This window comes from Mesorhizobium sp. WSM4311, assembly GCF_002295115.1.
Classification (GTDB): Bacteria; Pseudomonadota; Alphaproteobacteria; order Rhizobiales; family Rhizobiaceae; genus Mesorhizobium.
On sequence record NZ_NSFV01000004.1, the window covers coordinates 264,816 to 291,498 of the forward strand.

A 26,683-nucleotide genomic window follows, 5' to 3' on the forward strand; every position below is an offset into this window, starting at 1 on the left:
TACGAGTTCAAGCCGACTTGAGGTCAAGCATGAAAGGTATGGACATTGCCGAAGTGTCGCGCCGCACCGGCGTGCCCGCCTCCACACTTCGCTACTACGAGGAGAGGGGCCTCGTCGCCTCGATCGGCCGTCGCGGCCAGCGCCGCCTGTTCGACCCTGCCGTCCTGGACCGACTGGCCTTGATCGCGCTCGGACGCGCCGGTGGATTCGCACTGGACGAGATTTCCTCGATGCTAACGCCCGACGGCCTGCCGAAAATGGATCGAGGGCGCCTGGATGCCAAGGCGAACGAACTGGACCAAACCATCCAACGGCTGACGGCGATCCGAGAGGCTTTGCGTCACGCCGCTAAATGTCCGGCCGCCCGGCCGATGGAGTGTCCGACGTTCCGCCGCGCCGTCAGGCTTGCCGGTGCCGGTCGCTTCGAGGTTGCTCCGCTCGCGCCGTTCAAGGCGGAGGCGGTTTCCGTCACAAGGCGCAAGCGTAGGACTGGCCACGTCAGGCTGGAGTAGGCCACTAGCGACGGACCGTCCGCTGAGACTGGGCAAGGCCGATGAAGTCGCGCGCCGCCTGCGGCAAGCTGGAACCGCGCCGCCAGACCATGCCGACCTGCACCACTGGCAAGGAGCCCGAAATATCGCGCGATTCGATGCGGTCGCCTTCCAGTGACCATGGCCGGTAGACGAGGTCGGGCAGCAGCGCCACGCCGGCACCGGTAGCGACCAGGCTGCGCACCGCTTCCACCGAACGGGTGCGGAAGGCGACATGCGGCTTGGCGCCGATCGCCGCCAGCAGTTTTCCCGTGTTCTCCTCGATCTCGTCGACGGTGAGCATGATCAGAGGCTCGCCGGCGATATCGCCAATGCTGATGATGTCGGCGCCGACGAGGGAATGGCCGAGCGGCAGCCACAGGCGGTAGGTCGAGACCTCGAGGATTTCTGATTGCAGCGCCGTGCGGTCGCGCAGATTGGAGGTCACCATGACGGCGATATCGAGCTTGCCGCCGATCAGGAGATGTTCGAGGTAGTCGCCATTGTCCTCGATGGCCGAGACCTCGACGCCCGGATAGGCGCGGCGATAGCGGGAAAGCAGATCCGATAGCACATAGCCGGCGACCAGCGAGGTGACGCCAAGCTGCAGCCGCCCTCCAGCCACGGCCTGTTCGCCGGAAAAAGAGCGGCGGGCGTCGGACACGTCGGCCAGGATCTTGGTCGCATGGCGCAGGAACTGGTGGCCCTTATGCGTGATGTTGAGGCCGCGCGGATGGCGTTCGAACAGTTCGACGCCAAGATCGCTTTCGAGTTCCTTGATCGCTTCGGTGACGGACGATTGCGAGATGGAGAGGTTCTGTGCGGCGCCCGACACCGTGCCTTGTTCGGCGACGGCGATGAAGAACTGCAGTTGGCGGATGGTGAAGGCCATGGCCGGACTAAACACCGGCGGCCGAGCGAAGGAAAGCCGACGGCGGAACTTATCCCATGGCTGGAGACTGGTGCTCAGCCGAGCGCCAGCCTGATGCGCCGCCGCCATGCGGGGCCATAGCGCAATGCAAGCATGAAGGCCGTCTCCAGCACCACGACAATGACGATGATGCGCAAGCCCACCGTGAAGGAATCCTGGCCGCTGCCGCGCAAGAGGTAGCCGGTCAGGAGGAAGCCCGCATTCCAGATGGTGGCGCCGAGCAGCGTCGCCATCGCGAAGGGCAGCGCCGGCAGACAAAGCGCGCCGGCCGCGATCGGCAGATAGTTGCGCACCGTCGGGATGAACTGCGCCAACAGCGACACCCGGACATGATTGCGGCGATAGGCCTGGCCAAGCTTGCGGTAGGTTGCCGGGCGCAGGAAGACATATCTGCCGATCTGTTCGATCAGGTGGTCGGCACGGTCAAATCCGATCCGGCGGCCAACCGCATACCAGACAAGGCAGCCGGCGAAGGAGGCTAGCGTCGTCACCGCCAGCAGGACCAGCAGCGCCGCGCCATTCGGCGCCGCCGTCATGCCGAGGAACAGCAGCAGCACATGGGACGGCGGTATCGGCAGGATCTTCTCGGTGAAGGCGAGGCAGAAGACGCCGAACAGGCCGAAGCCGAGAATGGCCGACAATGGACCGGTCATGCAAAGCGCCAGTCATAGGTTCCAAGCGTCTTGATCCTGGCGAGGCGATAGACCGTCGCCGGCGGGAAATTGCGAAAGGTGTGGCCGACCCGCGTGACTTCGAGATCGAGCCGGTCGAGCAGCGACTGGTCGAACGGGCAGCGCCGGCCGAGCGTGAACTGGTAGAGCGCCCCACCCGGGCGAAGGTTTGCGAAAACACCTTCGAGAATGGCAAGCGTCTTGCGTGGCGAAATCAAGCGGAAGGGCAGTCCGCTGACGGCGGCGCCAACCACCGGCCCGGGAAACAGCGACAGATGGCGCAGGCCGGCGGCATCCATCTCGAAAATGCGGGCGGTGGGAAAGCGCCGCATGAGAAGTGCCGCAAAATCCGGATCGGATTCGATCAGCGTCAGATCCTCTTGCTGCACCCCGCGGGACAGCAGCGCCCGCGTGAACGGGCCGGTTCCGGGACCGAGCTCCAGCACGGGGCCGGTCTCGGGACCGATGTCGCGCGTCATCAAGGCCGCCAGGCTGGAACTGGACGGTGTGACGGAGCCGACCCTGAACGGCGCCACGGTCCACGCCATGAGAAAAGACAGGGCATCATGTGCAGGCATAACCAACCTCAATCCCGAACAACGGCACGCCAACCAATTCGGCGCGGCCGCTTGATTTCGTTTCGGCGTCGGACCCGAACCTGTTGCATCTTCGGGCCCGACGCCTTGACGCCGGCATGGGCGGTTCCTGCCGACCGGCGCTGTTTGCCGTGGCTGGATTGCATAGACATTGCGCAATAGCTTGGACGCAAAGAAAGAACTTGCCGGCCGCCGGCCGTTCGGCTTTGCCATGTCCACGCAATGTTGGCACGGTAGCGCCCGATCCGGTGTGCTCGTAGCCGGGGAGTGTGGATGCGTATCTTGCTGGTCGAAGACGAGCCCGAGATGGTCTCGGCGCTGCGCGCCGCGCTGAAGCGCCACGACATGGTGGTCGATCACGCCGGCACATTGCTTGAGGCGGAAGGCTTCGTTGCCGTCGACAGCTACGATGCCATCCTGCTCGACCGCCATTTGCCTGACGGCGACGGGCTGTCGCTGGTGCCGAGATTGCGCTCGGCGGCGAACACCACGCCCGTGCTGGTGCTGACGGCCAAGGGCGACACGTCCGACAAGGTCGACGGGCTGGACATGGGCGCGGACGACTATCTGGCAAAGCCGTTCGCCTTCGAGGAATTGCTGGCCCGCTTGCGCGCCTTGCTCAGGCGGCCAGCGCCGATGCAGTCGCAATTCATCCGCGCCGGCCATCTGGTGCTCGATGTCGGACACCGCGAGGCTGCGATCCGCGGCGAGCCGCTCAGCCTGCCGCGCCGCGAACTCCTGGTGCTGGAGGCGCTGATGCGGCGCACCGGCCGCATGGTGCAGCGCGAGGCGCTGATGGAAGCGGTGTTCGGCCTCGACGACGAGATCCAGTCCAATGCGCTCGACACCCATGTCTCGCGCCTGCGCCGCAAGCTCGCCGACGCCGATGCCGGGGTGACGATCAACGGCATTCGCGGCGTCGGCTATCTGCTGCGCGAAACGACGTGAGCCTCGATCGATGAGCCTCAGACGCCCGCGTTCGCTCAAATGGAGCCTGGTGCTGCGCATCGCCTTGCTGCAATGCGCGATGCTGACGCTGATCATCGTCGGCATCCTCGGCGCATTGCTCGCCACCGGCCTCATTCCGCACGACTATGAGGACGGCACGATGGACGTGCTGGCGGATGCAGTCGCGCGTGACGCTGGCGGCAAGCTTGTGCTGCGCGAGACCTCGGACTTGACGAAGCTGCGATCCGAAGTCCCCGACCTCTGGTTCATCATCCGCGACAGACAGGGGCAGCGGCTGCAGGAAGGCACGGTGCCGGCCATCTTCCAGCCTTTCGCCGGACTGCTGGACACCATCAGCGACGCGCGTATCGACCATTCCATCGGCGAGAGCGCGCCGCCGGATGCGAAGATCCGCTGGACCGAAACGGCCGCGGGCAACCTCCAGATCTTCACCGGCACCAAGGGCGGGCTTTCGCTGCTGCGCCTGCTCGGACAGGCGCCGCAATTCTTCCTGCAAGGCATATTGCCGCTCGCCGGCCTGATGGCGCTGGCCACGCTGTTCGCGACGCCATGGGTGGTGCGCGGCGCGCTGTCGGGCCTTGGCCATGCCGCCGCCGAAGCCGAACGCATCGACATCGACCAGCGCGGCGTGCAACTGCCACTGAAGGATGTGCCAAAGGAAGTCACGCCGCTGGTCAAGGCGGTGAACGCCGCCCTTGCACGCCTGGACAAGGGCTACGAGCGCCACAAGCGCTTCCTGACCGACGCCGCCCATGAACTCCGAACGCCGGTCGCCATCCTCAACACGCGCCTGGCCTCGCTGCCGGCGACACCGGAGCGAGCCCGGCTGCTGCAGGACTCAGCGCGGCTTTCGACGCTGACCGACCAGTTGCTCGACCTGCAACGCCTCGACCGGCAGACCTCGCCGTTCGAGAAAGTCGATCTCGTGGCGATCGCGCGCGGCGTTATCGTCGACCTCGCACCGATGGCGTTTTCGGCCGGATACGAGATATCGTTCGAGCCGCAACGGGAAGCGGTTTTCGCCACCGGCGATCGCACCGCGATCGAGCGCGCCGTGACCAACATCGTCCAGAACGCCATCGAGCATGGCGGGCGCACGGGCAAGATCACCGTCAGTGTCACCGCTCCGGCCGTCATCGAGGTGCGGGACGAAGGCGACGGCGTGCCGCCAGCCGAGCGCGAACGCATCTTCGAGCCCTTCTACCGGTTGCGCCCGCAGGATCACGGCGCCGGGCTCGGGCTCAACCTGGTGCAGGAAATCATGCAGTTGCATGGTGGGCGCATCGAGATCCTCGACGGCAAGCCGAGCGGCGCGTGCTTCAGGATGAGTTTTCGCGCCTTGCCGGCATAACACCGGCCTCAACGACAAAATTGCGCTGGCGTGTTTGACATCGCCGATATCGTAACTAAATAAGTTACATGAAGCGCAACAGCCGACTGTCCTCCACCTTGCACATTCTCGTCCACATGGCCGAGAAGCCAGAGCACGCGCTGACCTCCGGGCAGCTTGCCACCTTCATTCACACCAACCCGGTGGTGGTGCGCCGCACCATCGCCGGCTTGCGAGACGCCGGCATCGTCACCTCGTCGCGCGGGCATGGTGGTGGCTGGCTGCTCGGGCGCGCGCCCGAAAACATCTCGCTGGCCGAGATCAGCGCCGCGCTTGGCGAGACGCTGCTGCCGTTCGGCACCGAGCAGGAAAGCCCGGGCTGCCTTGTCGAGCAAGCGGTGATCGCCGTGCTCGACGATTTTCGCGTCGCGGCCGAAAAGCTGCTGGCGGAGAAGCTCAGCCGCATCACGCTGGCCGACCTGACCGCCGATTTCCGCCGCCGTTACGACCTCATTGGAGTTTCCAGCCATGCAGTATGATCTCGCCGTCATCGGCGGCAGCTTTGCCGGCCTGTCCGCCGCCATCCAGGCGGCGCGGGCCCGGCGCAACGTGCTGGTGATCGACGCCGGCCGGCCGCGCAACCGTTTCGCCGCGCATTCGCATGGCTTTCTCGGCCAGGACGGGCGCACGCCCGGCGCCATCCTCGATGATGCAAGGCGGCAATTGCTGGCCTATCCCACAGCCAGGCTCGTCAATGCCCGTGCAGACAGAGCCGTCGCCAACAGCAGCAGCGATTTCGAGATCACCACCGATGGTGGCGAGACATTCGGCGCCGCGCGGCTGGTGCTGGCCACCGGGGTGCGCGACATCCTGCCGGAGGTTCCCGGGCTAGCCGAGCAATGGGGCAAGACGGTGTTGCACTGCCCCTATTGCCACGGCTACGAGGTTTCCGGCGGACCGCTTGGCGTGCTCGCGACCGGCCCGATGTCCATGCATCAGGCGCAGTTGATCGCCGACTGGGGCGACGTCACGCTGTTCGGCAACGGCCAGATCGAACCCGACGCCGGGCAGATGCTCGCCCTTGAAAGCAAGACTATCACGTTCGAATCCGCGATCGTCAGCGAACTCAGGGAAGACGGCTCCGGCGGCCTGATCGTCCATCTCGAGGGCGGCCGAAAAGCTGGCGTCAGGGCGATGTTCGCCGCGCCGCGCAACACGATGGCGAGCCCGCTGGCGGAGCAACTCGGCTGCGGCTTCACGGACGGCCTGCTCGGTCCGGTAATATCCGTCGATGACCGGCAGCAGACGACAATTCCCGGCGTCTACGCCGCCGGAGACGCCGCACGCGCTATGCACAACATCGCCTTCGCGGTATCGGGTGGGACCTTCGCGGGCGTGTGCGCCCACCAATCGCTGGTGTTCGGTTAGAATCCGGCTTCGCCGCCGGCAATGCTGAGCCGCGCGCCGGCCTGCGTCAGCGCCGCGGCTATGTCGTGCGGCGGCGAACGGTCGGTGGCGAGTTCGGAAAAGCCGTCGAAGCCGCAGACCTGGACCAGGCCCTGGCGGCCGAACTTGGTGTGGTCGGTGATGACGATTGAGCGCTGACCGCGCGACAGCACCATGCGGGCGAATTCGGCCTCTTCCAGATCATAGTCCATGACGCCCGTCACCGCATCGACGGCGCCGGTGGATATGATGGCATGGCTTACCGAGAAGCGGCTGACGAAGTCGATGGCCGAAGTGCCGAACGCGGCACCTGAATCGCTGCGCAATTCGCCGCCGGCCATATAGACCTTGTTGCCGTTGATGGTGGCCAGCGTGCGGGCGATGTCGGACGAATTGGTGACGACCGTCAGGCGCCGGTGGCCGAGCAGTTCCCGGGCCAGGAACGAGGTGGTGGTGCCGGTGTCGAGCATGACCGATTCCCCGTCGCGGATGGTGGCGGCGACCATGCGGGCAATGATGCGCTTGGCATCGGCATTCTCGCGCATGCGCCGTTCGAACGGCGCCTCGCCGACCATGGACGGCAGGCCGATGGCGCCATGCATCTTCAGCACCGAGCCGTCGCTGGTGAGTGGCTTGACGTCGCGCCGCACGGTTTCCAGCGAAACACCCAGCCGATCGGCCAGGCTGGCGATGGTGACGGTTCCTTCTTCCTGCAGCAGCCGCAGGATCTCGCCGTGGCGTTTGGAATGGACCATTGGGTTTCCCGGACTTCGCCTTTGACCGGTTTTAAGGTAATTCAAGCAGTTTTAAAGATACCGCTCCTTGCTTTCGGGCAAAACACCCAAAAAAAGTCACATCTTTTTATTGACAACCGGGCAACCCTGGCGTGAAATCTAACGCATCAGCAGGGTTCGGAGCTGCAACGGGAGGGCGATGGCAGAGCCGCAACTCACTGGCCAGGCGGTCTTGAACGCGTCTGGGGTAAGGAATTTTCAGATCCGCGGGGGCGGATGCCGGGATCAGAATCCTGGCCAAGGGGCTCGTCGGTGCGGTGCGGGATACCGATCCTGGCGTCCCGCACCGACGAGATTATTTGCGTTTCTCCCCGCTCTCGTCGCGCTGTCCATGGCGCCTTGTCGAAGCCCAGCAAACCAGGGATGATCCCGTGATTGCCGAAGATCGCATCCGCGCCCTGCCGTGCTGGACCGGCGCCATCGAGATCGCCCCCCTGCCCGGCGGCCTGAGCAACGCCAATTATGTGGTCAGTGACGCTGCCGGCAAACATGTCGTGCGCTTCGGCCAGGACTATCCCTTCCACCATGTCTTCCGCGAGCGCGAGGTGATGACCGCGCGGGCGGCCCATGCCGCCGGCTTCGCGCCGGCCGTGCGCTATTCCGAACCTGGCATCCTGGTGACGCAGTTTCTCGGCGCCAGGACCTACCTCGCCGAAGACGTGCGCGCCAATCTCGGGCGCGTGGCGGCCCTGCTGCGATCCTTCCATCGCGAGATGCCGAACCATGTCTCCGGCGCCGGCTTCATGTTCTGGGTATTCCACGTCATCCGCGACTATGCGCGCACGCTCGAGGAGGGCAACAGCCGCAAGCGCAACGACTTGCCGCGTCTGCTGACGCTGGCCGACGAACTGGAGCGGGCGCAGAAATTGCTGCCGATCGTCTTCGGTCACAATGATCTATTGCCGGCTAATATTCTCGACGACGGCAACAGGCTGTGGCTGATCGATTTCGAATATGCCGGCTTCAACACGGCAATGTTCGACCTCGCCGGCGTCGCCTCGAACGCCGGCATGAGCGACGCGGAATCCTTCGCCTTCCTGACCGCCTATTTCATGAAGGAGCCGGACGAGGCGATCCGCCGCTCGCACGCCGCCATGCAATGCGCCTCGCTGTTGCGCGAGGCGATGTGGAGCATGGTTTCGGAACTCTATCTCGACGCGCCCGGCATCGACTACGTCGCCTACACCGAGGAAAATTTGGTGCGGCTCGACGCGGCGCTGGAAAACTACCGGACAAAATACGGGATCCTGAAATCATGACCTTGCCCAGCCAGGCCGCCATCGTCGTCATCGGCGGCGGCATCATCGGCTGCTCGACGGCCTATCATCTGGCGCGCGACCACAAGGCCGACGTCGTGCTGCTCGAACAGGGCAAGTTGACCTCGGGCTCGACCTGGCACGCCGCCGGCCTGGTCGGGCAATTGCGCTCGTCCGCCTCGATCACCCGCGTGCTCAAATATTCGGTCGACCTCTACAAGGGGCTGGAGGCCGAAACCGGCCTTGCCACCGGCTGGAAGATGACCGGCTGCCTGCGGCTCGCCACCAATGCCGACCGCTGGACCGAGTACAAAAGGCTGGCGACCACGGCGAAGAGCTTCGGCATGGACATGCATCTTTTGTCCCCGGCCGAGGTCAAGGCGATGTGGCCGCTGATGGAAACCGGCGATCTCGTCGGCGCCTCCTGGCTGCCGACAGACGGACAGGCCAGCCCCTCCGACATCACGCAGTCGCTGGCCAAGGGCGCGCGGATGCATGGCGCCAAGCTCTATGAGAATGTCCGCGTCACCGGCTTCGAGATGGAGGGCGGCCGCATCACGGCGGTGAAGACCGATCAAGGCGACATCGCCTGCGACAAGGTGGTGAACTGCGCCGGACAATGGGCGCGGCAGGTCGGCGCCATGGCCGGCATCAACGTGCCGCTGCAGCCGGTGAAGCACCAATACATCATCACCGAGAAGATCGATGGCCTGGCGACCGACGCGCCGACGCTGCGCGACCCCGACCGGCGCACCTATTTCAAGGAGGAGGTCGGCGGACTGGTGATGGGCGGCTATGAGCCGAACCCGCAGTCCTGGGCGACCGATCTCCCCGGCGGCGACGTGCCCAACGACTGGGAGTTCCGGCTGTTCGACGACGACTACGACCATTTCGAGCAGCATATGACACAGGCGATCGCGCGGGTGCCGGCGCTGGAAACCGTCGGCGTCAAGCAGATGATCAACGGGCCGGAAAGCTTCACGCCGGACGGCAATTTCATCCTCGGCACGGCACCAGAATGCGCCAACATGTTCGTCGGCGCCGGCTTCAACGCCTTCGGCATCGCCTCTGGCGGCGGCGCCGGCTGGGTGCTGGCGCAATGGGTGATGGACGGCGAGGCGCCGCTCGACCTGTGGGTGGTCGACATCAGGCGCTTCTCCAACCTGCACCGCGACCGGCAATGGGTGCGCGAGCGGACGCTGGAAGCCTATGGCAAGCATTACACGATCGGCTTCCCGCACGAGGAGTATGCCAGCGGCCGGCCGCGCATCGTCTCGCCGCTTTACGACAGGCTGAAGCAGCAGCGCGCCGTGTTCGGCTCGAAGCTCGGCTGGGAGCGGCCGAACTGGTTCGCACCGGAGGGCGTCGAGCCGCGGGACATCTATTCAATGGGCCGGCAGAACTGGTTTTCAGCTGTCGGCGACGAGCACCGGCATGTGCGCGAGAAGGTCGGCATCTTCGACCAGTCGTCCTTCGCCAAGTACGAATTGAGCGGACCCGACGCGGCCAAGGCGCTCGACTGGATTTGCGCCAACGACGTCAGCAAACCGGTCGGAAGGCTGACCTACACGCAGCTTCTCAACACGCGCGGCGGCATCGAGGCCGACCTGACCGTGGCGCGGCTGGCCGAGGAGAAATTCTACATCGTCACAGGCACCGGCTTCCGCACGCATGATGCCTCGTGGATCAGCGACCATATCGGCGAGGGTCACGATGCGGAATTGACCGATGTCACCGAGGAGTTCGGCACGCTGTCGCTGATGGGCCCGAGGGCGCGCGACGTGCTCGCCGCTGTGACCGATGCCGATGTGTCGAATGCTTCGTTCCCGTTCGGCCATGTGCGCGAGGTCACCATCGCCGGCCACACGATTCGGGCGCTGCGTGTCACCTATGTCGGCGAACTCGGCTGGGAACTGCATGTGCCGATCGCGGCGACAGGCGAAGTCTTCGACGCGCTGATGGCGGCCGGCAAGACGCATTGCATCCGCCCGGTCGGCTACCGGGCGCTGGAATCGCTGCGGCTGGAAAAGGGCTACCGCGCCTGGGGTTCCGACATCACACCCAACGACACGCCGCAGGAAGCCGGGCTCGGCTGGGCGGTCAAGCTCAGGAAGAACACCGATTTCGTCGGCCGGCGCGCGCTCGAGACGGTTGTCGGCGCGCCGCTGAAGAAGCGCTTTGCCGGCTTCACGGTCGACAGTCCTGAAGTCGTGCTGCTCGGCCGGGAGACCATCCTGCGCAATGGTGAGCCGGTCGGCTATCTGACCAGCGGCGGCTATGGCTACACGCTGGGCAAGAACATCGGCTACGGCTATGTGCGCAACGGCGACGGGGTGAGCGACGATTTCCTCGCCACGGGCGACTACGAGCTGGTTGTCGCGATGGAGCGGACGCCGGCCAGGATCCATCTCGAGCCGATGTTCGACCCGACGGCGGAGAGGGTAAAGGCCTAGTTCACTAGCAGAGCGAGGCCCCGGCTGGGCACGGTGTCGGCCTCGCCCGGCATCGAGACGTAAGGGCGCGTTTCCTCGGCACGGGTGACGACGCCTTGTGCTTCGAGTTCGGCGATGCGTGCGGCAAAACCCTGATCCCACAGCGTGTTCTTGACCGTCAGCACGATGATCCCGCCGGGCCGGCAGATGCGGATCAGCTCATCCAGCCCTTCGACGCCGACATGGCCTGAAGTGAAGACACCGGCCGAGACGATCCCGGCATAGGCATCGTCGGCAAAGGGCAGCGTGCCGCCGAGCGCGAGGCAATGTAGCGCGGAATAGACACCCTTGCGGGCGGCCTGGTCCAGCATGCCTTGCGAGATGTCCAGCGCCTCGACTTCAGGATAGCCTGATATATCGAGCCATTCGCCGATGAGCCCGGTGCCCGCGCCTGCATCGAGCAACGGCGCCGCGCCGCGCGGCAGATGGCGGGTCAGCAGGGCAAGGCAGATCGTCGGATGACGATAACCGGCGGCAGACATGTCGGCGTCATAGGTCTGCGACCAGCGATCATAGAGTGCGGCCACCTCCTCCGGGCGTTTGGCTGCGTAGGCCGCGCTGAGCGCGTCCAAGTGTTTACCGTCCGTCATCGCCGCTGTGTCGCCTGATCAAGTTGCCTTTGATCGGATGATAGCCAAACGGCGAAAATTGTGGAACCGTTGCGGTGAGAAATAACGGCGTGGGGGCGCGGGCATGGTGACAGACGAAGCGCGGGCAAAGCTGGCCGCCATTCCCATGCTTGCCGGCTATACCGGGCCGCTGGAGCGGCTTGGCGGCCTCACCAATCTCGTCTTCAGGGCCGGCGATCTCTGCCTGCGCATTCCGGGCAAAGGCACTGCGGAATACATCAACCGCGCCAACGAAGCGGTGGCCGCGCGCGAGGCCGCTAAAGCCGGCGTCAGCCCGCAAGTGCTGCATGCCGACGCCGATACCGGCGTGATGGTGACGCGCTTCATCGCCGGCGCGCAGACCATGTCGCCGGAGAAATTCAGGGAGAGGCCGGGCAGCCCCGCCCGGGCCGGCGAAGCCTTCCGCAAGCTGCACGCGTCCGGTGCGGTGTTCCCCTTCCGCTTCGAACTATTTTCGATGATCGACGATTACCTCAAGGTGCTGTCGACCAAGGACGTCACCCTGCCTGCCGGCTATCACGACGTGGTGCGCGAGGCCGGCAGCGTGCGCTCGGCGCTGGCCGCTCATCCGCTCCCCCTCGTCGCCTGCCACTGCGATCCGCTGTGCGAGAACTTCCTGGATACGGGCGAGCGGATGTGGATCGTCGACTGGGAATATTCGGGGATGAACGACCCGCTCTGGGATCTCGGCGACCTCAGTGTGGAAGGCAAGTTCGATGCGGACCAGGACGAAGAGCTGATGCGCGCCTATTTCGGCCGCGAGGCGAGGCCGGCGGAACGCGGCCGCGTCGTCATCTACAAGGCGATGTGCGATCTGCTCTGGACGCTTTGGGGGTTGATCCAGCTTGCCAACGAAAATCCCGTCGACGATTTCCGCGCCTATGCCGACGGCCGCTTCGCCCGCTGCAAGGCGTTGATGGAGACGCCGGAGTTTTCAAGGCACTTGGCGGCTTTGCGCATGGGTTAAAGCAAATCCATATGGCGGGGCTCCAGCCTACCTGAAAACCCTCTCTATTTCGGTCAAAGTCACCGTGTCGTCGGATTTTTTGCAATACCAAATGATCAACGCAATGGTGCCGATGGGGAACAACCCCGCAAGGAGTTGATGCCAACCGCTTCTGTTGATGTCATGCAGTCGGCGAGCGGTCATGGCAAGCGTCGGCAGAAGGATGGCAAGATTCCAGATCGATGAGATGATTTCATTCTTCACAATGGCATCGACTATGACAAGAATGACACCGACTATGAAAATGAAGAGGTAGGAATACCAGAACTCCGAGCGGCTGGCCCTGCCGGAAAAATTCACGTAATTTCGAAAGAAGCTTGAAACGGCTTCACCGAAATTCATCGAAAGCGGTATTTCTCCGAACCGGTTGGCACCGGCTGGCGCTGCTCTTAGAATAAACACCAGCGGCAAGCCGATCAGGATCAAAACGATCAGCCAATGCCATATGGAAAAACTTCCCATCATCGCCCCCTCTGTCGCAGTTTTCTTGGGATGCTGATCCTGCTTCGTCCGGACAAGAATCAATCCCGTATTGCGCCCGAAAGGCAACGTACACCGCAAAGTATCGATGTAAATATCGGATTTTCTGACCGGAAACTCCGACAATTCCGCATGATAGCCTTCCGCCGCTGGGTGCGGAGCTTCGAAACGGCAGCCTGTGATGTGCCGGATGCTTTGTTTAGACCCAATCGCGGACGGAAAGCCTTCTTACACTTTCCTGGAACCGCCTTAATTCACGCCCTTCGGCACGTTTTCGGGCGGCACAGTGGTGTCGACCACCTTTTGGCGATGGAAAATGAACAGGCCCGCCAGCACGATGATGCCGGAGCCGATCAGGATGCGCGGACCGGGGACGTCGCCGAAGAACACCAGCCCGAACACCACGGCCCACAGGAGCAGCGTGTAGTGCAGCGGCGCCAGCGTCGAGGCCGGCGCCAGCTTGAGCGCCCGCGTGATCATCAGATGGGCGCTGCAGGAAACGATGCCGAGCAGCAGCATGGCGCCGAAATCGAGCGCCGAGGGGGTTTGCCAGGCGCCCATGGTCAGCACGCCACCGACCAGCAGCGTGCCTATCGTCTGCCATGTCACCAGGTTGGTGTCGCTGGTGCCGCGCAGTCGCCGGTTGAGGATGATGGCGAAGGCAAAGGCGATGCTGCCGGCAAGCGCGAAGCTCGACGACAGCGAAAATGCCGCGGAGGAAGGCTTCAGCATGATCACCACGCCGCAGAAGCCGAGCAGGATCGCCACCCAGCGGCGCCAGCCGACCTTTTCGCCGAGCAGCAGGTGCGAGAGCGCCGCGACATAGATCGGCCCCGCCATGTAGAAACTCATGACGTCGGCAAGCGGCAAATAGACGACCGCGGCATAGAAGAGTGCGGTGTCGAGCGTGGTCATGACGACACGCAAGACCTGCAGTTCAGGGCGTTCCATGCGAAACAGCCTGGCGGTGCCCTGATGCGCGATCATCGGCCCGAGAACGAAGAAGGCGCCGATGGACCGGATCAGAACCACCTGGCCGACGGAGAAGCTGGCGACCAGCCACTTGCCCATCGCATCGTTCAGCGCAAACAGGAAGTCGCCGGCCAGCATCAGCAGAATGCCGGCCAGAAGCACGTTCCTGATCGTGGAATTCTGCGCAACGGGTTGCGTCATGCCGATCCCGATTCCTCCCTCGCTCAAGTCGCGTCGTAGACGGAAGCGGCGGCTTTGACGAGAGGAATCCGGGAAATCGCCAGACCAGGACCGGGAATCGGCTGGGCCTACGTGGCTTTGTGCCTGCGGTTGACCAGTGCCGGCCTGCCCGGGATGGAAAGCCTTGTATCCTGCCGCGTCCGTTGCGACACCACCTTGCCCCTGGCGATGACGCAGATGCGCTCGGCGCGCAGGCGCAGGGCCTCGATCGGATTGCCGGCGTCGAGGACGACGAGGCTGGCGCGCTTGCCGACGGCGAGACCGAGATGGTCCAGACCCATGATGGCGGCGTTGACGTTGGTGACCATGTCGAAGCAGCGCGCCATGTCGGCCGGGCTCGACATCTGCGCGACGTGCAGGCCCATGAAGGCGACGTCGAGCATGTCGGCGGTGCCCAGCGAGTACCAGGGATCGAGCACGCAATCCTGACCCCAGCCGACACGGATGCCGAGCGCCTGCATCTCCTTGACCCGGGTCAGGCCGCGGCGCTTTGGAAATGTGTCGTGGCGGCCCTGAAGCATGATGTTGATCAGCGGATTGGGGATAGCGGAAACGCCGGCCTCGGCGATCAGCGGCAGAAGCTTCGAGACATAGTAATTGTCCATCGAATGCATGGAGGTGAGGTGCGAGCCGGCCACCTTGCCCTGCAGGCCAAGGCGCTGCGTTTCATAAGCCAGTTGCTCGATGTGGCGCGACAGTGGGTCGTCGGTCTCGTCGCAATGCAGGTCGACCATCAGGCCACGTTTGGCCGCGATCTCGCACAGTTCTGTCACCGAGCGCGTGCCGTCTGCCATGCTGCGTTCGAAATGCGGAATGCCGCCGACGATGTCGACGCCCATGTCCAGCGCACGGATGGTGTTTTCACGCGCCTTCGGCGAGCGGTAGAAACCGTCCTGCGGAAAGGCCACGAGTTGCAGGTCGATGTAGGGCGCGATCGTTTTCTTGACGTCGAGCAGGGCCTCGACCGCCAGCAGCCTGTCGTCGCAGACGTCGACATGGGTGCGGATGGCGAGCAGGCCCATCGATACCGCCCAGTCGCAATAGGCGAGCGCCCGGTCGCGCACCGCCTCATGCGTCAAAAGCGGCTTCAGCTCACCCCATAGCGCAATGCCTTCCAGCAGCGTGCCCGAGGCGTTGATGCGCGGAATGCCGTAGGACAGCGTGGCATCCATATGGAAATGCGGATCGACAAAAGGGGGCGAGACCAGATTCCCGCCGGCATCGACCTCGGCCCGGGCGGAACCCTGCAATTTGGGCTCGATCGCAGCAATTGTCTCGCCGCTGATGCCGATATCGGCAATCCTGCCATCCGGCAGCGTGCCGCCACGAACGATAAGGTCGAAATCCATCTGCCGTCATCTCGCCTGAAGAATCACTTTGCCATCGTGTCGCAAAAGACAGCTTGACGCAGCGGTTTCTTTCCAGAAGCCGCCAATGGTTCCATCCGGCGACAACTCCCTCTATAAGCCGCCTTCGTTATTGCGCCACCAAGGATCAGCCTTTGTTTCGTTTCTTCCGCTCGACGGAAAACCAGCGCCTCGTCGCAAGGCTGGTCAAGGAATCGTTCCGGGAGCATATGTTCGGATATGGCGCGGCCATTCTTTCGATGCTGGTGGTGGCCGGCATGACCGCCGCCAGCGCCTGGATCCTGCGCGAAATCACCAATGAATTCGTGATCGACAAGCGGGTCGACCGCGTCAACATGATCGCCGCGGCGGTCGCCGGGATCTTCATCCTCAAGGGCCTCGCCAATTTCGTCCAGGCCTATTTCATGAGCCGGGTCGGCAATGCCATCATCGCCGACCGGCAGCGCAAGATATACGACCGCATCCTGGCGCAAGGCATCGAATTCTACCATTCGACCTCGTCATCCGACCTGATCACCCGCATGACCAACAATGCCCAGGCGGCACGCAACGTGCTCGACCTGATCGTCACCTCCTATGTGCGCGATCTGGTGACCCTGCTTGCCTTGGTTGGTGTCATGGTCTGGCAGCAGCCGGTGCTGTCGCTGATCTGCTTCGTCGCCGGGCCTGTGGCCATCTATGGCGTCAACCGCATCCTGAAGCGTGTGCGCAAGTTCGCCGCCATGGAGTTCCGCTCGGTTGGCCAGATCGTTCAGGTGATGCAAGAAACCGCTATCGGCGTGCGCGTGGTCAAATCCTTCAACCTCGAAAGCTTGATGCGCAAGCGCATGTACAAGGCGGTGGCAGACGTCGAGGATCGGGCCAACAACATTGCCGCGCTGGAGGCGGTGACCAGCCCGGTGATGGAGACGCTGGCCGGGCTGGCGATCGCCGGCGCCGTCATGGTCAGCGGCCTCCTGGTTCTGCAGGGCGGCCAGATGCCCGGCAACATCATGGCGTTCATCGCGGCGCTGCTGCTCGCCTATGAACCGGCAAAGCGCCTGGCGCGCGTGCGCATCTCACTGGAAAGCGGCATTGTCGGCGTGCGCATGATGTTCCAGCTCGCCGACGAGCCGCTGACACTGGCCGAGAAGCCCGATGCAAAGCCGCTTCGGGCCGGACCGGGCGAGATCCAGTTCGACGCCGTCAGCTTCGCCTACCAGAATGGGCCGCCAGTGCTCGACCGGTTCGACCTCACCCTTGAGCCGGGAAAGATGACGGCGCTGGTCGGGCCCTCCGGCGGCGGCAAGTCGACGATCCTGAACCTGATCATGCGCATGTATGACCCGAAGAACGGCAAGGTGCTGCTCGACGGCCAGGACATTTCGCATGCCACCCTCGCCTCGCTGCGGGAAAAGATCGCCTATGTCAGCCAGGACACGTTCCTGTTTGCCGGCACCATCATGCACAACATCCGGCTCGGGCGGCAGGACGCGACCGATGAAGAGGTGATTGCCGCGGCCAAAGCCGCCAACGCGCATGACTTTATCATGGCGCAGGCCAAGGGCTACGAGACAGAAGTCGGCGAGAATGGCGGCCTCTTGTCGGGCGGCCAGCGCCAACGCATCTCGATCGCGCGTGCCATGCTGCGCAACGCCGAAATCCTGCTGCTCGACGAGGCGACCAGCGCGCTCGACGCCGAATCCGAAGCGCTGTTCCGCGACGCGCTGCAGCAGCTGACCGAAGGTCGCACGACGATCGTCATCGCGCACCGCCTGTCGACCGTGCACCAGGCCGACACGATCGTCGTGCTGGAAGGCGGCAAGGTGGTCGAGAGCGGGCCGCATCGTGCCCTGCTCACGCAGGGCGGGCTTTACCAGAAGCTTTATGAATATCAGCTGATGCCGTAGCGGAGTTCGGTTATGCGCTGTGCTCGACTCGCGTCCTTTCTACGGTGCGTTTTGTTCGGCACCTTTGCCGTGCAATCTCCGGCCCTGGCTATCGACTACGACAAGGCGCATTTACTCGACGCAGAGAACCTGGCTGAGCAAGGAATAGCTAAGGCCTACTATCAGGTTTTGCCAGAGCTTCGACAGTATCTGAAAAACCCGATCGCGATCGAGGAGAGCATCGACGCGCACGCGACCCGATATGTAGTGCGCGCAGCAGCCCAAGAATTCGTGATATATGCCCCAGATGTTCCAGATAGCGAGCGCAAAAGCTGGGGCACCGCCACTTACGTATTCTTCAAAATCATCAACGACCAACTCGCTAGTTCGGACGTGCGGTTCTATGCGCTTAACGGCGGAAACGATCTCTTCGGCATCTTCTTGACACCATCACAGGCGGAGGACGCAAAGCGATCGCTGCCAACCCGAGCGGATTGGCCCTATCTTCCCAATGCGGAATGGCCTTGGTACGGCCAGTACCGCTAGCCTCGGCAGGTCACTCCGGCACTTTCCGCACGGCGCCCTTGTCGGCGCTGGTGGCGAAGGCGGCGTAGGCGCGCAGCGCGGTCGTCACCTTGCGCTTACGCTTTTCCTCCGGCTTCCAGGCCAGGGCGCCCTTGGCTTCCATCGCCGCCCGGCGCGCTTCAAGTTCGGCGTCGCTGACAGCGAGGCGGATGGTGCGGTTGGGGATGTCGATCTCGATCGTGTCGCCTTCCTGCACCAGTCCGATCGTGCCGCCTTCGGCGGCTTCCGGCGAGGCATGACCGATCGACAGGCCCGACGTGCCGCCGGAGAAGCGGCCGTCGGTGACCAGCGCGCAGGCCTTGCCGAGGCCCTTCGACTTCAGATAGCTGGTCGGGTAGAGCATCTCCTGCATGCCGGGGCCGCCACGCGGGCCCTCATAGCGGATGACGACGACATCGCCGGCCTTGATCTCGTTGGACAGGATGGCCTTGACCGAAGCATCCTGGCTTTCGAACACCCGCGCCGGGCCGGTGAACTTCAGGATCGACTCGTCGACGCCGGCCGTCTTCACGATGCAGCCGTCGAGCGCCAGATTGCCTTTCAGCACGGCAAGACCGCCATCTTTCGAGAATGGCGTTTCCGCCGAACGGATGACACCCTTTTCACGATCGAGATCGAGCTCCTCCCAGCGGCGGTCCTGGCTGAAGGCGACCTGGGTCGGCACGCCGCCGGGGGCGGCGAGGAAGAAGTCGCGGACATTCTGGCTGGAGGTACGGGAAATATCCCAATGGTCGAGCGCCTCGCCGAGGCTTGATGTGTGCACGGTCGGCAGGTCGCGGTTGATTAGCCCGGCATTATCGAGCTGGCCGAGGATGGCCATGATGCCGCCGGCGCGATGAACGTCTTCCATGTGGACGTCGGACTTGGCCGGCGCCACCTTGCAGAGCACCGGAACCCGCCGCGACAGCCGGTCGATATCCTCCATCGTGAAGTCGACCTCGCCCTCATGGGCGGCGGCCAGGATGTGCAGCACGGTGTTGGTCGAGCCGCCCATGGCGATGTCGAGCGTCATGGCGTTTTCGAAGGCGCCTTTCGAGGCAATGGTGCGCGGCAGTGCCGTTTCGTCATCCTGCTCGTAATAGCGCTGGGCCAGATCGACGACGAGATGGCCGGCCTCGACGAACAGCCGCTTGCGGTCGGCATGCGTGGCCAGCGTCGAGCCGTTGCCCGGCAGCGACAGGCCGAGCGCCTCGGTCAGGCAGTTCATCGAATTGGCGGTGAACATGCCCGAGCAGGAGCCGCAGGTCGGACAGGCCGAGCGCTCGATGACCTTGACGTCCTCGTCGGAGATTTTGTCGTCGGCGGCCGCGACCATGGCGTCGACCAGGTCGAGCGCCTGGGTCTTGCCGGCCAGCACCACCTTGCCGGCTTCCATCGGCCCGCCGGAGACGAAGACGGTCGGAATGTTGAGGCGCAGCGAGGCCATCAGCATGCCGGGGGTGATCTTGTCGCAATTGGAGATGCAGACCATGGCGTCGGCGCAGTGGGCGTTGACCATGTATTCGACGGAGTCGGCGATCAGCTCGCGCGACGGCAGCGAATAGAGCATGCCGTCATGGCCCATGGCGATGCCGTCATCGACGGCGATGGTGTTGAATTCCTTGGCGACGCCGCCAGCCTTCTCGATCTCGCGTGCCACCAGTTGGCCGAGGTCCTTCAAATGCACGTGGCCCGGCACGAACTGGGTGAAGGAATTGACCACCGCGATAATCGGCTTGCCGAAATCCGAATCCTTCATACCGGTGGCGCGCCACAGGCCGCGGGCGCCGGCCATGTTGCGGCCATGGGTGGTGGTGCGGGAGCGATAGGCAGGCATGTTTTTTCCTTGGTGGCTGGCCGCAGCCCGGGAACGACGCGGCGGAGCTGAATTCGGATCGCTGGCTTTATAGACGCGCAAGTATGGTCTGGCCACATTTTTGCAATGCGCCAGAGTCTCCCGAAAAACGCGAGCTCCCGAAAGAAATTACATGCGGCTGTCGGATCGCGTCGCGCAGGACCGTCCTTGGGCGGACGGTACGGAGATGGCACCATTCTCGGAGTCAACCGTTTCATCGTAACAGCAAAAGCAACCGAGGAGCACGACATGCAAAAGATCACCACCTGCCTGTGGTTCGACGACCAGGCCGAAGAGGCGATGAATTTCTACGTCTCCATCTTCAAGAATTCGAAGGTGCTGAGCGTGATGCGTTGGCCCGAAGGCCACGCCGATGAAGGCAAAGTGCTGGTGACCACGTTCGAGCTCGACGGCGTGCAGTTCCAGGCGCTGAACGGCGGACCGCAATTCAAGTTCAACGAAGCGATGTCACAGTCGATCGACTGCAAGACACAGGAAGAGGTGGATTATTTCTGGGACAGGCTCATCGAAGGCGGCGGCGAACCATCGCAATGCAGCTGGCTGAAGGACAAGTTCGGCGTTTCCTGGCAGGTCGTGCCGGAACAGCTGCCGCGCCTGCTCGGGGATGCGGACCGGGCCAAGGCCGGCCGGGTGATGGATGCGATGATGCAGATGGGCAAGATCGACATCGCCAAGCTGGAAGAGGCGGCGAAAGGGTGAGAGCCGTGATCTTCCCTTCTGCCCAAGGGGGAGAAGGGAAACTGGCGCTCAAGCCGCCTTGTCGCGGACCTGATAGTCCTTGATCGTGGCGAAGCGGATCGCTTTCCAGCGCTCGGCTTCGTAGTTCAGCGAGAAAGCGTGCTGGGCCAGAAATACCGGGTCGTTGTCGAGGTCCCTGGCGATGTCGCCGCGATGCGCCTCGATGAAGCGAAGCGTCTCGGCCTTGTCGTCAGCCGAGATCCAGCGGCAGACGGAAAAGCGCGACATTTCGAATTCGACCGGCAGCGTGTATTCGAAGTTCAGCCGCTCCTTCAGCACATCGAGCTGCAGGGCGCCGACGACGCCGACGATGGCCGGTGAGCCATCCTCGGGCGAGAACAGCTGCACGACGCCTTCCTCGGCCATCTGGTGCAGCGCTTCCCTGAGTTTCTTGGCCTTCATGGCGTCGCCGAGGCGCACGCGGCGCAGGATTTCCGGGGCGAAGTTCGGCACGCCCCTGAAAAGAATCTCCTCGCCCTCGGTCAGCGTGTCGCCGATGCGCAGCGTGCCATGGTTGGGAATGCCGACGACGTCGCCGGCAAAGGCTTCATCCGCCGTGACGCGGGTGCGGGCGAAGAAGAACTGCGGCGCCGACAGGCTCATCGGTTTGCCCGTTCGCACCAGCTTGGCTTTCATGCCGCGCTCGAGCTTGCCCGAGCAGACGCGCACGAAAGCGATACGGTCGCGGTGGTTGGGATCCATGTTGGCCTGGATCTTGAAGACGAAGGAGGTCATCTTGTCCTCGGTCGCCTCGACCTTGCGGGTGTCGGCCTCCTGCGCGCGCGGCGGAGGCCCGAAGGCGCCGAGCGCCTCGATCAGGTCGCGCACGCCATAATTGCGCAGCGCCGAGCCGAAATAGACCGGCGTCAGATGGCCCTCGCGAAAGCCGTCGATGTCGAGCGGCCGGCAGGCTTCGCGCGCGAGTTCCAGTTCCTCGATGAAGGCCTCGCGCTCATTCTCCGGCAGCAGCCCGGCGACGCGGTTGGAATCGGGACCGTTGACCGGCGTGCGTTCCTTCTCGTCGTCGCCCTTGCGCACCGCGTTCAACGCCAGGTGATAGGTGCCGGAAAACGTCCTGCCGCGGCCGATCGGCCAGGTGATGGGTGCGGTATCCAGCGCCAGCTTCTGCTCGATCTCGTCCAGAATCTCGAACGGATCGCGGCTTTCGCGGTCCATCTTGTTGACGAAGGTGATGATCGGGATGTCGCGCAGCCGGCAGACTTCGAACAGTTTCAGCGTACGCGGCTCGATGCCCTTGGCGGCGTCGATGACCATGACGGCCGAGTCGACCGCCGACAGCGTGCGGTAGGTGTCGTCGGCGAAATCCTCGTGGCCGGGCGTGTCGAGCAGGTTGAAGACGTTGTCTTCATACTCGAAGGTCATCACCGAGGTGACGACCGAAATGCCGCGCTCGCGCTCGATCTTCATCCAGTCGGAGCGCGTCTGGATCTTGTCCTTCTTGGCCTTGACCTCGCCGGCAAGCTGGATGGCGCCGCCGAACAGCAGCAGCTTTTCGGTGAGCGTCGTCTTGCCGGCGTCTGGGTGCGCGATGATCGCGAAGGTGCGGCGGCGCGCCACTTCCTCTGGTATTGTTTCGGGCATTCTCTGGGATTTCCGTGTGACAGGCCGGGCTTCTAGCAGCGTAGTGCCGGGCTGTCGACCGGTCCGGCGGGGCGGACGCCGCCGGATGCCATGGCTTGCCTCAGGCCAGCTCGCCCATCCGGTTCGCCAAAACGACCTCCGGAAGCCAGCTGGCGATAGCGCCGCCAATCGCATCGGCATGATCCTCCTGAAGATAGTGCGCACCACGCCCGAGATCGATGAAACCGCAGTTCTTCAAACCGGCCGCGAATTCGCGCGCGGCCTGCGGCCCGATCAGCGCGCCCGGATCACCCGCGAACAGCAGTTTCGGATAGGTGGACAGCCGCAGCGCGCGATGGTCGTGCGCGCTGATGGCGGCGACGTCGGCGGGCTGGCCTTCGATGGGCATTTCCCGGGGCAGGCGCAACACCGGCCTGCGCGATTGCGGCGTCGGGAACGGCGCCCGATAGGCGGCCATTTCCTCGTCGCTCATCGTGCGCAGCACCGAGGCCGGCAGCACTTTCTCGACGAAGACATTGTCCTCCAGAACCAGCTTTTCGCCGACGCCGGGCGTGCGGAGCGCCTTGAACATTTCGCGGGCTTGCGGGCGCTGGTGAAAATCCTCCCAGCGCTCGAAGGGCCGGATGAATTCCATGAAGGCAAGGCCGAGGATGCGCTGCGGCCGCCTTGCCGCGAGATGGAAGGCAAGTGCCGTGCCCCAATCCTGCGCGATCAGCACCACATCGCTGATGTCGAGGGCGTCGAGGAAGGCATCGAGATAGCGGACCTGGTCGAAGAAGCGATAGTCGATATCGGGCTTGCCGGACTGGCCATAGCCGATCAGGTCGGGCGCGATGCAGCGGCCGAACGGCGCGACATGCGGGATGATGTTGCGCCAGATATGGGACGAGGTCGGGTTGCCGTGCAGGAACAGCACGGTCGGGCCGGACGCTCCCGCCTCGACATAGGACATGGTCGAATCGAGTACGGGAATCTGCAAGCGTTTCGGCGCGGTGGCGACGGGCTGAGGCGGGTTGGCTTTCGAACTCATGGGGTCGGCTCCTTTGCAAACACTGTGCTGAAGATGACTTTCTTGAACCGCTCGAGCGGTTCGGGGCTGCGCTCGACCTTCATGCGCAGCATGGCGCCCTGCCAGGACGACAGCAGGAAGTCGGCGAGGTCCTCGGCCTCGAAGGTCTTGGCGATGTCGCCGGCCGCCTGGCCTTCTGCAATGCAGACGGCGAATGGCTGGCGCCAGCGCTCGAAGATGGCGACGAGTTGCAAGCGCAACGGCTCGCTGTGCACGGCTGTCTCGAGGCTGAGATTGCCGATCATGCAGCCGTGCGCCCAGTCATGCGCCTCGAGCTTCGAGGTGATGACGTCGAGGTAGCGGCTCAGCCTGCCTATGGGCGGCGTGCCGTCCTGCGCCAGCGCAGCCTCGACCAGCCCACTGACATAGGTGAAGTAGCGATCCAGCACTTCGCCGGCGAACGCCTCCTTGGAGGCGAAATGATTGGTGAAGGATCCCGGCCGGGCGTCGGCGGCAGCAACGATGTCTCGCACGCCGGCGGCGGCATAGCCTGAATTCCAGATGGTCCGGAAACCGGCGTCGAGAAGTTTTTCGCGGAGTGATTGTCTAGCCATGGTGAAATAATACGTACGTACGTATTGATGTCAAGCGCATATTTTTGCTGTGTCCTATGTTGGCAAGTGACGAACGGGGTGGCACTGCAAGAGTGTCCTCGGCGGACAACCAGTAAAGGAGCGAACATGGCTGCGGCGAAACAAGTGATCGTCATCGGCGCCGGCATCATCGGCGCCTCGGTCGCCTGGCATCTGACCAGGGCAGGCGCCCAGGTCACGGTCGTTTCCGAAAGCGGCGCGGGTGGCGTCGCGACGCCCAATTCCTTTGCCTGGATCAACGCCAGCTGGGGTAACCCCGAAATCTATTTCCGGCTGCGCACCCGCGCCATGGCCGAGTGGAGGCGACTGGCGAACGAACTGCCTGGGCTGCCGCTCGCCTGGTGCGGCGGGCTGTGCTGGGACCTGCCGGCCGACCGGCTCGAGGCCTACGCGGCCGAACATTCTTCATGGGGCTACGGCATCGAACGCGTTGGCCGCGAGCGGGCGGCGCAAATCGAACCCAGCCTGGTCGAGCCTCCTGAATTCGCTGTTTATGTCGCGGAGGAAGGCGTGGCCGAGCCGATCGCGACGGCCAGGGCTCTGCTGGCGGACGCCGAACGGCGTGGCGCGCGGGTCATTGCCAGCACGGTCTCGGCGCTGGCCCAGACCAACGGCAGGACGACCGGCGTGGACACATCGCATGGGCTGATTGCCGCCGACGACGTGGTGATCGCCGCTGGCGTCGGCTCGCCCGACATTGCCGCGACGGCCGGCATCAAGCTGCCGATCGAAACGCCACCTGGCCTGATCGTCCATTCGCGGCCATACAAGAAGCTGCTCAACGGTCTGGTGCACGTCGAGAGACTGCATATGCGCCAGACGGCAGAGGGCCGCATCATCGCCGGCTCTGATTTCGCCGGCGGCGATCCCGGCCAAAACCCCGAAGCGACGGCGCGCGACCTGTTCGCGGTGACGAAGGCGGCATTGCGCGGCGCCGAAGGGCTGGAGCTCGATTTCCACACCATCGGCTACCGTCCCCATCCGATCGATGGCTTTCCGATCATCGGCCGCGCCGAGGGCATGGACGGGCTCTATGTCGCGGTGATGCATTCGGGCATCACGCTGGCGCCGGCCGTCGGCCTGTTTGCGACCCGGGAAATCCTCGACGGCGAGCGCGATCCGCTGCTGGCACCGTATGGGCTGTCGCGCTTTGCTCAATAAGCCGGCGGGCGGCGAAAGCCACCGGTAAGCGGCTCAATGGCCGCCGCGACACCAAGCAGCCGCGCCTCCGACCAGCGTTTGCCGACCAATTGCAGGCCGATCGGCAGGCCGTCGCGATCTTTTCCGCACGGCATCGAAAGTGCAGGATGGCCGCTGTAGTTGAAGACGGCGCCATAGGCCGGCAGCATCCAGTAGTCTTGATCCTTGCCGTCGACCTTGATCGGCGTGCCCGGCTCGCAATGCGGAAAGGCCGTGGTCATCGCGACCGGGCAGAGCAGCGCGTCCCAGTCGTCCAAGAACCGGTCCCAGGCGAGAATGGATTTGTCGCGGCGGGCAAGCGCCTCGAACCAGCGCGAGACCGACGTCGGCCGCTTCGGCGGCTCCGGCTGCGCGGCCTCCATCATCATGCCGATCAGCGCGCCGCCCTGCGCGAGATCGTCGTGCAGATCGAGCTCGGGCAGCTTCGCCTGTTCCACGATCGCCCCCGCCGATTGCAGCTGCCTTGCGAGATTTTCGACCGCGGCGCCGACAGCGCCGGCCACCGGGAAGCCGGGCAAGGACGGAGCGAAGGCGATTCGCAGGGTCTTCGTGCTGAGCTTCGGCGTGATTTCGACCGGCACCGGCGCCAGATCGGTGTCGCGCCCGTCCGGCCCGGCGATGATTTGATAGATCAGCGACAGATCGTCCACGCAGCGCGCCAGCGGGCCGAGGCAAGACATCAGCCGCACGCTGCGCGCGGCATTGCCAGGATTTGGGAAGGCGCCGGCCAGCGAGACGCGGTGTTCGGTCGGCTTCAGGCCGTACACGCCACAGAAGGCGGCCGGAAGCCGGATGGAATCCTGCATGTCGGTGCCGACATCGAACGGCGTCATGCCGGCCGCCACCGCCGCCGCGGCGCCGCCGCTTGAGCCGCCCGCCGTGCGCTCAAGGTTCCATGGATTGCTCGTGCGCCCGAACAGCGGATTGTTCGACTGCCAGTCCGACAGCATGGTGGCTACATTGGTCTTGGCCATCAGCACGCCGCCGGCCGCCTTCAGTCTCGCAACGACCGGGCTGTCGTGGCTGGCGACATAGTCGGCGAAGGGCGGGAAGCCCACCGTGGTTTTCATGCCGATGGTTTCGTGCATGTCCTTCAGCGTGAAGGGAACGCCATGCAACGGCCCGGGTGTGGCCCCGCGCGCAAGTGCCGCGTCGGCCTTCCCGGCGCGTTCATACGCGCCCTCCCGGTCGAGCGAGATGACGGCGTTGACGCCTTCATTGCGCCGGTCGATCTGCGCCAGATGAGCATCGAGGGCTTCGACGGCGGAGATTTTGCGACGGGCGATGGCGGTGGCGAGTTCGACGGTTGAGGAGAAGACGATGTCCATGGCGAATGCTCCGGCTTGGCCGCGCTCATCAGATCAAGATGGCGGAGAGCGGCGCGGCTTCAAGCAGAGTTGAGCATTCGCGGCCTAGTGGTGTTTGATCGAAATTGCGCCGACCGTCCGTTGAGGTCTGCGCTCT

The 26,683-nt window shown here is 64.2% G+C and carries 25 protein-coding genes; 12 read left to right on the forward strand and 13 right to left on the reverse strand.

The window, feature by feature from the left end:
- Window positions 1-29 precede the first annotated feature (29 nt).
- Window positions 30-512, forward strand: a complete 483-nt coding sequence (locus CK226_RS12090; protein ID WP_095792163.1) for a helix-turn-helix domain-containing protein — start codon at window positions 30-32, stop codon at window positions 510-512.
- 4 nt (window positions 513-516) lie between these two features.
- Here CK226_RS12090 and CK226_RS12095 read toward each other — a convergent pair whose 3' ends face one another.
- From CK226_RS12095 to CK226_RS12105, 3 genes are all read right to left on the reverse strand, one after another.
- Entirely contained in the window at window positions 517-1,422 is a 906-nt protein-coding gene (locus CK226_RS12095) for a LysR family transcriptional regulator (RefSeq protein ID WP_095771720.1), read from the reverse strand.
- Window positions 1,423-1,496: 74 nt separating this feature from the next.
- The gene (locus CK226_RS12100) at window positions 1,497-2,114 is read right to left on the reverse strand and encodes a DedA family protein (RefSeq protein WP_095771719.1); all 618 of its coding nucleotides are present in this window, start codon (window positions 2,112-2,114) and stop codon (window positions 1,497-1,499) included.
- Complete coding sequence (locus CK226_RS12105) at window positions 2,111-2,680, reverse strand: methyltransferase domain-containing protein (protein ID WP_245437739.1); 570 nt, start codon at window positions 2,678-2,680, stop codon at window positions 2,111-2,113. The genes CK226_RS12100 and CK226_RS12105 overlap by 4 nt, the downstream gene beginning before the upstream one ends.
- Window positions 2,681-3,001: 321 nt before the next feature.
- Between CK226_RS12105 and CK226_RS12110 the strand changes: the two genes are divergently transcribed.
- The 4 genes from CK226_RS12110 to CK226_RS12125 all read left to right on the forward strand — a co-directional run bounded on the left by CK226_RS12110 (window position 3,002) and on the right by CK226_RS12125 (window position 6,455).
- Entirely contained in the window at window positions 3,002-3,676 is a 675-nt protein-coding gene (locus CK226_RS12110) for a response regulator transcription factor (RefSeq protein WP_095791968.1), read from the forward strand.
- A 10-nt stretch (window positions 3,677-3,686) separates the two neighbouring features.
- Window positions 3,687-5,048 carry a HAMP domain-containing sensor histidine kinase gene (locus CK226_RS12115; RefSeq protein WP_095791969.1) on the forward strand — a complete coding sequence of 454 codons (1,362 nt, stop codon included), beginning with the start codon at window positions 3,687-3,689 and terminating at the stop codon, window positions 5,046-5,048.
- Between the two features lie 68 nt (window positions 5,049-5,116).
- Window positions 5,117-5,566: an Rrf2 family transcriptional regulator gene (locus CK226_RS12120; protein ID WP_095791970.1), complete on the forward strand. Its 450-nt coding sequence runs from the start codon at window positions 5,117-5,119 to the stop codon at window positions 5,564-5,566.
- Window positions 5,556-6,455 carry an NAD(P)/FAD-dependent oxidoreductase gene (locus CK226_RS12125; RefSeq protein ID WP_095791971.1) on the forward strand — a complete coding sequence of 300 codons (900 nt, stop codon included), beginning with the start codon at window positions 5,556-5,558 and terminating at the stop codon, window positions 6,453-6,455. The genes CK226_RS12120 and CK226_RS12125 overlap by 11 nt, the downstream gene beginning before the upstream one ends.
- Here CK226_RS12125 and CK226_RS12130 read toward each other — a convergent pair.
- Window positions 6,452-7,228 (reverse strand): DeoR/GlpR family DNA-binding transcription regulator, encoded by a 777-nt coding sequence (locus tag CK226_RS12130; protein ID WP_095791972.1) that lies wholly within the window; start codon window positions 7,226-7,228, stop codon window positions 6,452-6,454. The two genes, CK226_RS12125 and CK226_RS12130, sit on opposite strands and share 4 nt — an antisense overlap.
- 410 nt (window positions 7,229-7,638) lie before the next feature.
- Between CK226_RS12130 and CK226_RS12135 the strand changes: the two genes are divergently transcribed.
- Window positions 7,639-8,526, forward strand: coding sequence for a phosphotransferase family protein (locus CK226_RS12135; protein ID WP_095771714.1), 888 nt, complete (start codon window positions 7,639-7,641; stop codon window positions 8,524-8,526).
- Window positions 8,523-10,976: an FAD-dependent oxidoreductase gene (locus CK226_RS12140; RefSeq protein ID WP_095791973.1), complete on the forward strand. Its 2,454-nt coding sequence runs from the start codon at window positions 8,523-8,525 to the stop codon at window positions 10,974-10,976. Before CK226_RS12135 ends, CK226_RS12140 begins: the two co-directional genes overlap by 4 nt.
- Here the strand turns inward: CK226_RS12140 and CK226_RS12145 are convergent.
- Window positions 10,973-11,605: a class I SAM-dependent methyltransferase gene (locus CK226_RS12145; RefSeq protein WP_095791974.1), complete on the reverse strand. Its 633-nt coding sequence runs from the start codon at window positions 11,603-11,605 to the stop codon at window positions 10,973-10,975. The two genes, CK226_RS12140 and CK226_RS12145, sit on opposite strands and share 4 nt — an antisense overlap.
- Before the next feature lie 103 nt (window positions 11,606-11,708).
- Between CK226_RS12145 and CK226_RS12150 the strand changes: the two genes are divergently transcribed.
- A complete protein-coding gene (locus CK226_RS12150; protein ID WP_095791975.1) occupies window positions 11,709-12,611 on the forward strand; it encodes a phosphotransferase family protein in 903 nt (300 codons plus the stop codon).
- Between the two features lie 27 nt (window positions 12,612-12,638).
- Here CK226_RS12150 and CK226_RS12155 read toward each other — a convergent pair whose 3' ends face one another.
- The 3 genes from CK226_RS12155 to CK226_RS12165 form a co-directional block, all read right to left on the reverse strand.
- Window positions 12,639-13,112 (reverse strand): DUF805 domain-containing protein, encoded by a 474-nt coding sequence (locus tag CK226_RS12155; RefSeq protein WP_095792164.1) that lies wholly within the window; start codon window positions 13,110-13,112, stop codon window positions 12,639-12,641.
- Between the two features lie 267 nt (window positions 13,113-13,379).
- Window positions 13,380-14,303: a DMT family transporter gene (locus tag CK226_RS12160; RefSeq protein WP_095791976.1), complete on the reverse strand. Its 924-nt coding sequence runs from the start codon at window positions 14,301-14,303 to the stop codon at window positions 13,380-13,382.
- A gap of 107 nt (window positions 14,304-14,410) precedes the next feature.
- Window positions 14,411-15,691: an amidohydrolase family protein gene (locus tag CK226_RS12165; RefSeq protein WP_095791977.1), complete on the reverse strand. Its 1,281-nt coding sequence runs from the start codon at window positions 15,689-15,691 to the stop codon at window positions 14,411-14,413.
- 152 nt (window positions 15,692-15,843) lie between these two features.
- Here CK226_RS12165 and CK226_RS12170 point away from each other — a divergent pair, with 152 nt between their 5' ends.
- A complete protein-coding gene (locus CK226_RS12170; protein ID WP_095791978.1) occupies window positions 15,844-17,598 on the forward strand; it encodes an ABC transporter ATP-binding protein in 1,755 nt (584 codons plus the stop codon).
- Between the two features lie 51 nt (window positions 17,599-17,649).
- Window positions 17,650-18,123 (forward strand): hypothetical protein, encoded by a 474-nt coding sequence (locus CK226_RS12175; RefSeq protein WP_095791979.1) that lies wholly within the window; start codon window positions 17,650-17,652, stop codon window positions 18,121-18,123.
- Window positions 18,124-18,133: 10 nt separating this feature from the next.
- Here the strand turns inward: CK226_RS12175 and ilvD are convergent, their stop codons facing one another.
- Window positions 18,134-19,978 (reverse strand): dihydroxy-acid dehydratase, encoded by a 1,845-nt coding sequence (gene ilvD / locus CK226_RS12180; protein WP_095787197.1) that lies wholly within the window; start codon window positions 19,976-19,978, stop codon window positions 18,134-18,136.
- Window positions 19,979-20,245: 267 nt separating this feature from the next.
- On the opposite strand from ilvD, the gene CK226_RS12185 reads away from it, so the two are divergent.
- Window positions 20,246-20,716: a VOC family protein gene (locus CK226_RS12185; RefSeq protein ID WP_095771705.1), complete on the forward strand. Its 471-nt coding sequence runs from the start codon at window positions 20,246-20,248 to the stop codon at window positions 20,714-20,716.
- 48 nt (window positions 20,717-20,764) lie between these two features.
- On the opposite strand, the gene CK226_RS12190 is transcribed toward CK226_RS12185, so the two are convergent.
- The 3 genes from CK226_RS12190 to CK226_RS12200 form a co-directional block, all read right to left on the reverse strand.
- Entirely contained in the window at window positions 20,765-22,357 is a 1,593-nt protein-coding gene (locus CK226_RS12190) for a peptide chain release factor 3 (RefSeq protein ID WP_095791980.1), read from the reverse strand.
- A 100-nt stretch (window positions 22,358-22,457) separates the two neighbouring features.
- On the reverse strand, window positions 22,458-23,387 hold the full coding sequence (locus CK226_RS12195) for a haloalkane dehalogenase (protein WP_095791981.1): 930 nt from the start codon (window positions 23,385-23,387) through the stop codon (window positions 22,458-22,460).
- Complete coding sequence (locus CK226_RS12200; protein ID WP_095791982.1) at window positions 23,384-23,980, reverse strand: TetR/AcrR family transcriptional regulator; 597 nt, start codon at window positions 23,978-23,980, stop codon at window positions 23,384-23,386. Before CK226_RS12200 ends, CK226_RS12195 begins: the two co-directional genes overlap by 4 nt.
- Window positions 23,981-24,106: 126 nt before the next feature.
- Between CK226_RS12200 and CK226_RS12205 the strand changes: the two genes are divergently transcribed.
- Window positions 24,107-25,180, forward strand: a complete 1,074-nt coding sequence (locus tag CK226_RS12205; RefSeq protein ID WP_095791983.1) for an FAD-binding oxidoreductase — start codon at window positions 24,107-24,109, stop codon at window positions 25,178-25,180.
- On the opposite strand, the gene CK226_RS12210 is transcribed toward CK226_RS12205, so the two are convergent.
- Window positions 25,174-26,547, reverse strand: a complete 1,374-nt coding sequence (locus tag CK226_RS12210) for an amidase (protein WP_095791984.1) — start codon at window positions 26,545-26,547, stop codon at window positions 25,174-25,176. The genes CK226_RS12205 and CK226_RS12210 overlap by 7 nt on opposite strands.
- Window positions 26,548-26,683 lie beyond the last annotated feature (136 nt).

Bases quoted from the DNA above. Each gene is read 5' to 3' on its own strand.
- CK226_RS12090 (WP_095792163.1), top strand. From the start codon at position 30: ATGAAAGGTATGGACATTGCCGAAGTGTCGCGCCGCACCGGCGTGCCC.
- CK226_RS12095 (WP_095771720.1), bottom strand. From the start codon at position 1,422: ATGGCCTTCACCATCCGCCAACTGCAGTTCTTCATCGCCGTCGCCGAA.
- CK226_RS12100 (WP_095771719.1), bottom strand. From the start codon at position 2,114: ATGACCGGTCCATTGTCGGCCATTCTCGGCTTCGGCCTGTTCGGCGTC.
- CK226_RS12105 (WP_245437739.1), bottom strand. From the start codon at position 2,680: ATGGCGTGGACCGTGGCGCCGTTCAGGGTCGGCTCCGTCACACCGTCC.
- CK226_RS12110 (WP_095791968.1), top strand. From the start codon at position 3,002: ATGCGTATCTTGCTGGTCGAAGACGAGCCCGAGATGGTCTCGGCGCTG.
- CK226_RS12115 (WP_095791969.1), top strand. From the start codon at position 3,687: ATGAGCCTCAGACGCCCGCGTTCGCTCAAATGGAGCCTGGTGCTGCGC.
- CK226_RS12120 (WP_095791970.1), top strand. From the start codon at position 5,117: ATGAAGCGCAACAGCCGACTGTCCTCCACCTTGCACATTCTCGTCCAC.
- CK226_RS12125 (WP_095791971.1), top strand. From the start codon at position 5,556: ATGCAGTATGATCTCGCCGTCATCGGCGGCAGCTTTGCCGGCCTGTCC.
- CK226_RS12130 (WP_095791972.1), bottom strand. From the start codon at position 7,228: ATGGTCCATTCCAAACGCCACGGCGAGATCCTGCGGCTGCTGCAGGAA.
- CK226_RS12140 (WP_095791973.1), top strand. From the start codon at position 8,523: ATGACCTTGCCCAGCCAGGCCGCCATCGTCGTCATCGGCGGCGGCATC.
- CK226_RS12145 (WP_095791974.1), bottom strand. From the start codon at position 11,605: ATGACGGACGGTAAACACTTGGACGCGCTCAGCGCGGCCTACGCAGCC.
- CK226_RS12150 (WP_095791975.1), top strand. From the start codon at position 11,709: ATGGTGACAGACGAAGCGCGGGCAAAGCTGGCCGCCATTCCCATGCTT.
- CK226_RS12155 (WP_095792164.1), bottom strand. From the start codon at position 13,112: ATGGGAAGTTTTTCCATATGGCATTGGCTGATCGTTTTGATCCTGATC.
- CK226_RS12160 (WP_095791976.1), bottom strand. From the start codon at position 14,303: ATGACGCAACCCGTTGCGCAGAATTCCACGATCAGGAACGTGCTTCTG.
- CK226_RS12165 (WP_095791977.1), bottom strand. From the start codon at position 15,691: ATGGATTTCGACCTTATCGTTCGTGGCGGCACGCTGCCGGATGGCAGG.
- ilvD (WP_095787197.1), bottom strand. From the start codon at position 19,978: ATGCCTGCCTATCGCTCCCGCACCACCACCCATGGCCGCAACATGGCC.
- CK226_RS12185 (WP_095771705.1), top strand. From the start codon at position 20,246: ATGCAAAAGATCACCACCTGCCTGTGGTTCGACGACCAGGCCGAAGAG.
- CK226_RS12190 (WP_095791980.1), bottom strand. From the start codon at position 22,357: ATGCCCGAAACAATACCAGAGGAAGTGGCGCGCCGCCGCACCTTCGCG.
- CK226_RS12195 (WP_095791981.1), bottom strand. From the start codon at position 23,387: ATGAGTTCGAAAGCCAACCCGCCTCAGCCCGTCGCCACCGCGCCGAAA.
- CK226_RS12200 (WP_095791982.1), bottom strand. From the start codon at position 23,980: ATGGCTAGACAATCACTCCGCGAAAAACTTCTCGACGCCGGTTTCCGG.
- CK226_RS12205 (WP_095791983.1), top strand. From the start codon at position 24,107: ATGGCTGCGGCGAAACAAGTGATCGTCATCGGCGCCGGCATCATCGGC.
- CK226_RS12210 (WP_095791984.1), bottom strand. From the start codon at position 26,547: ATGGACATCGTCTTCTCCTCAACCGTCGAACTCGCCACCGCCATCGCC.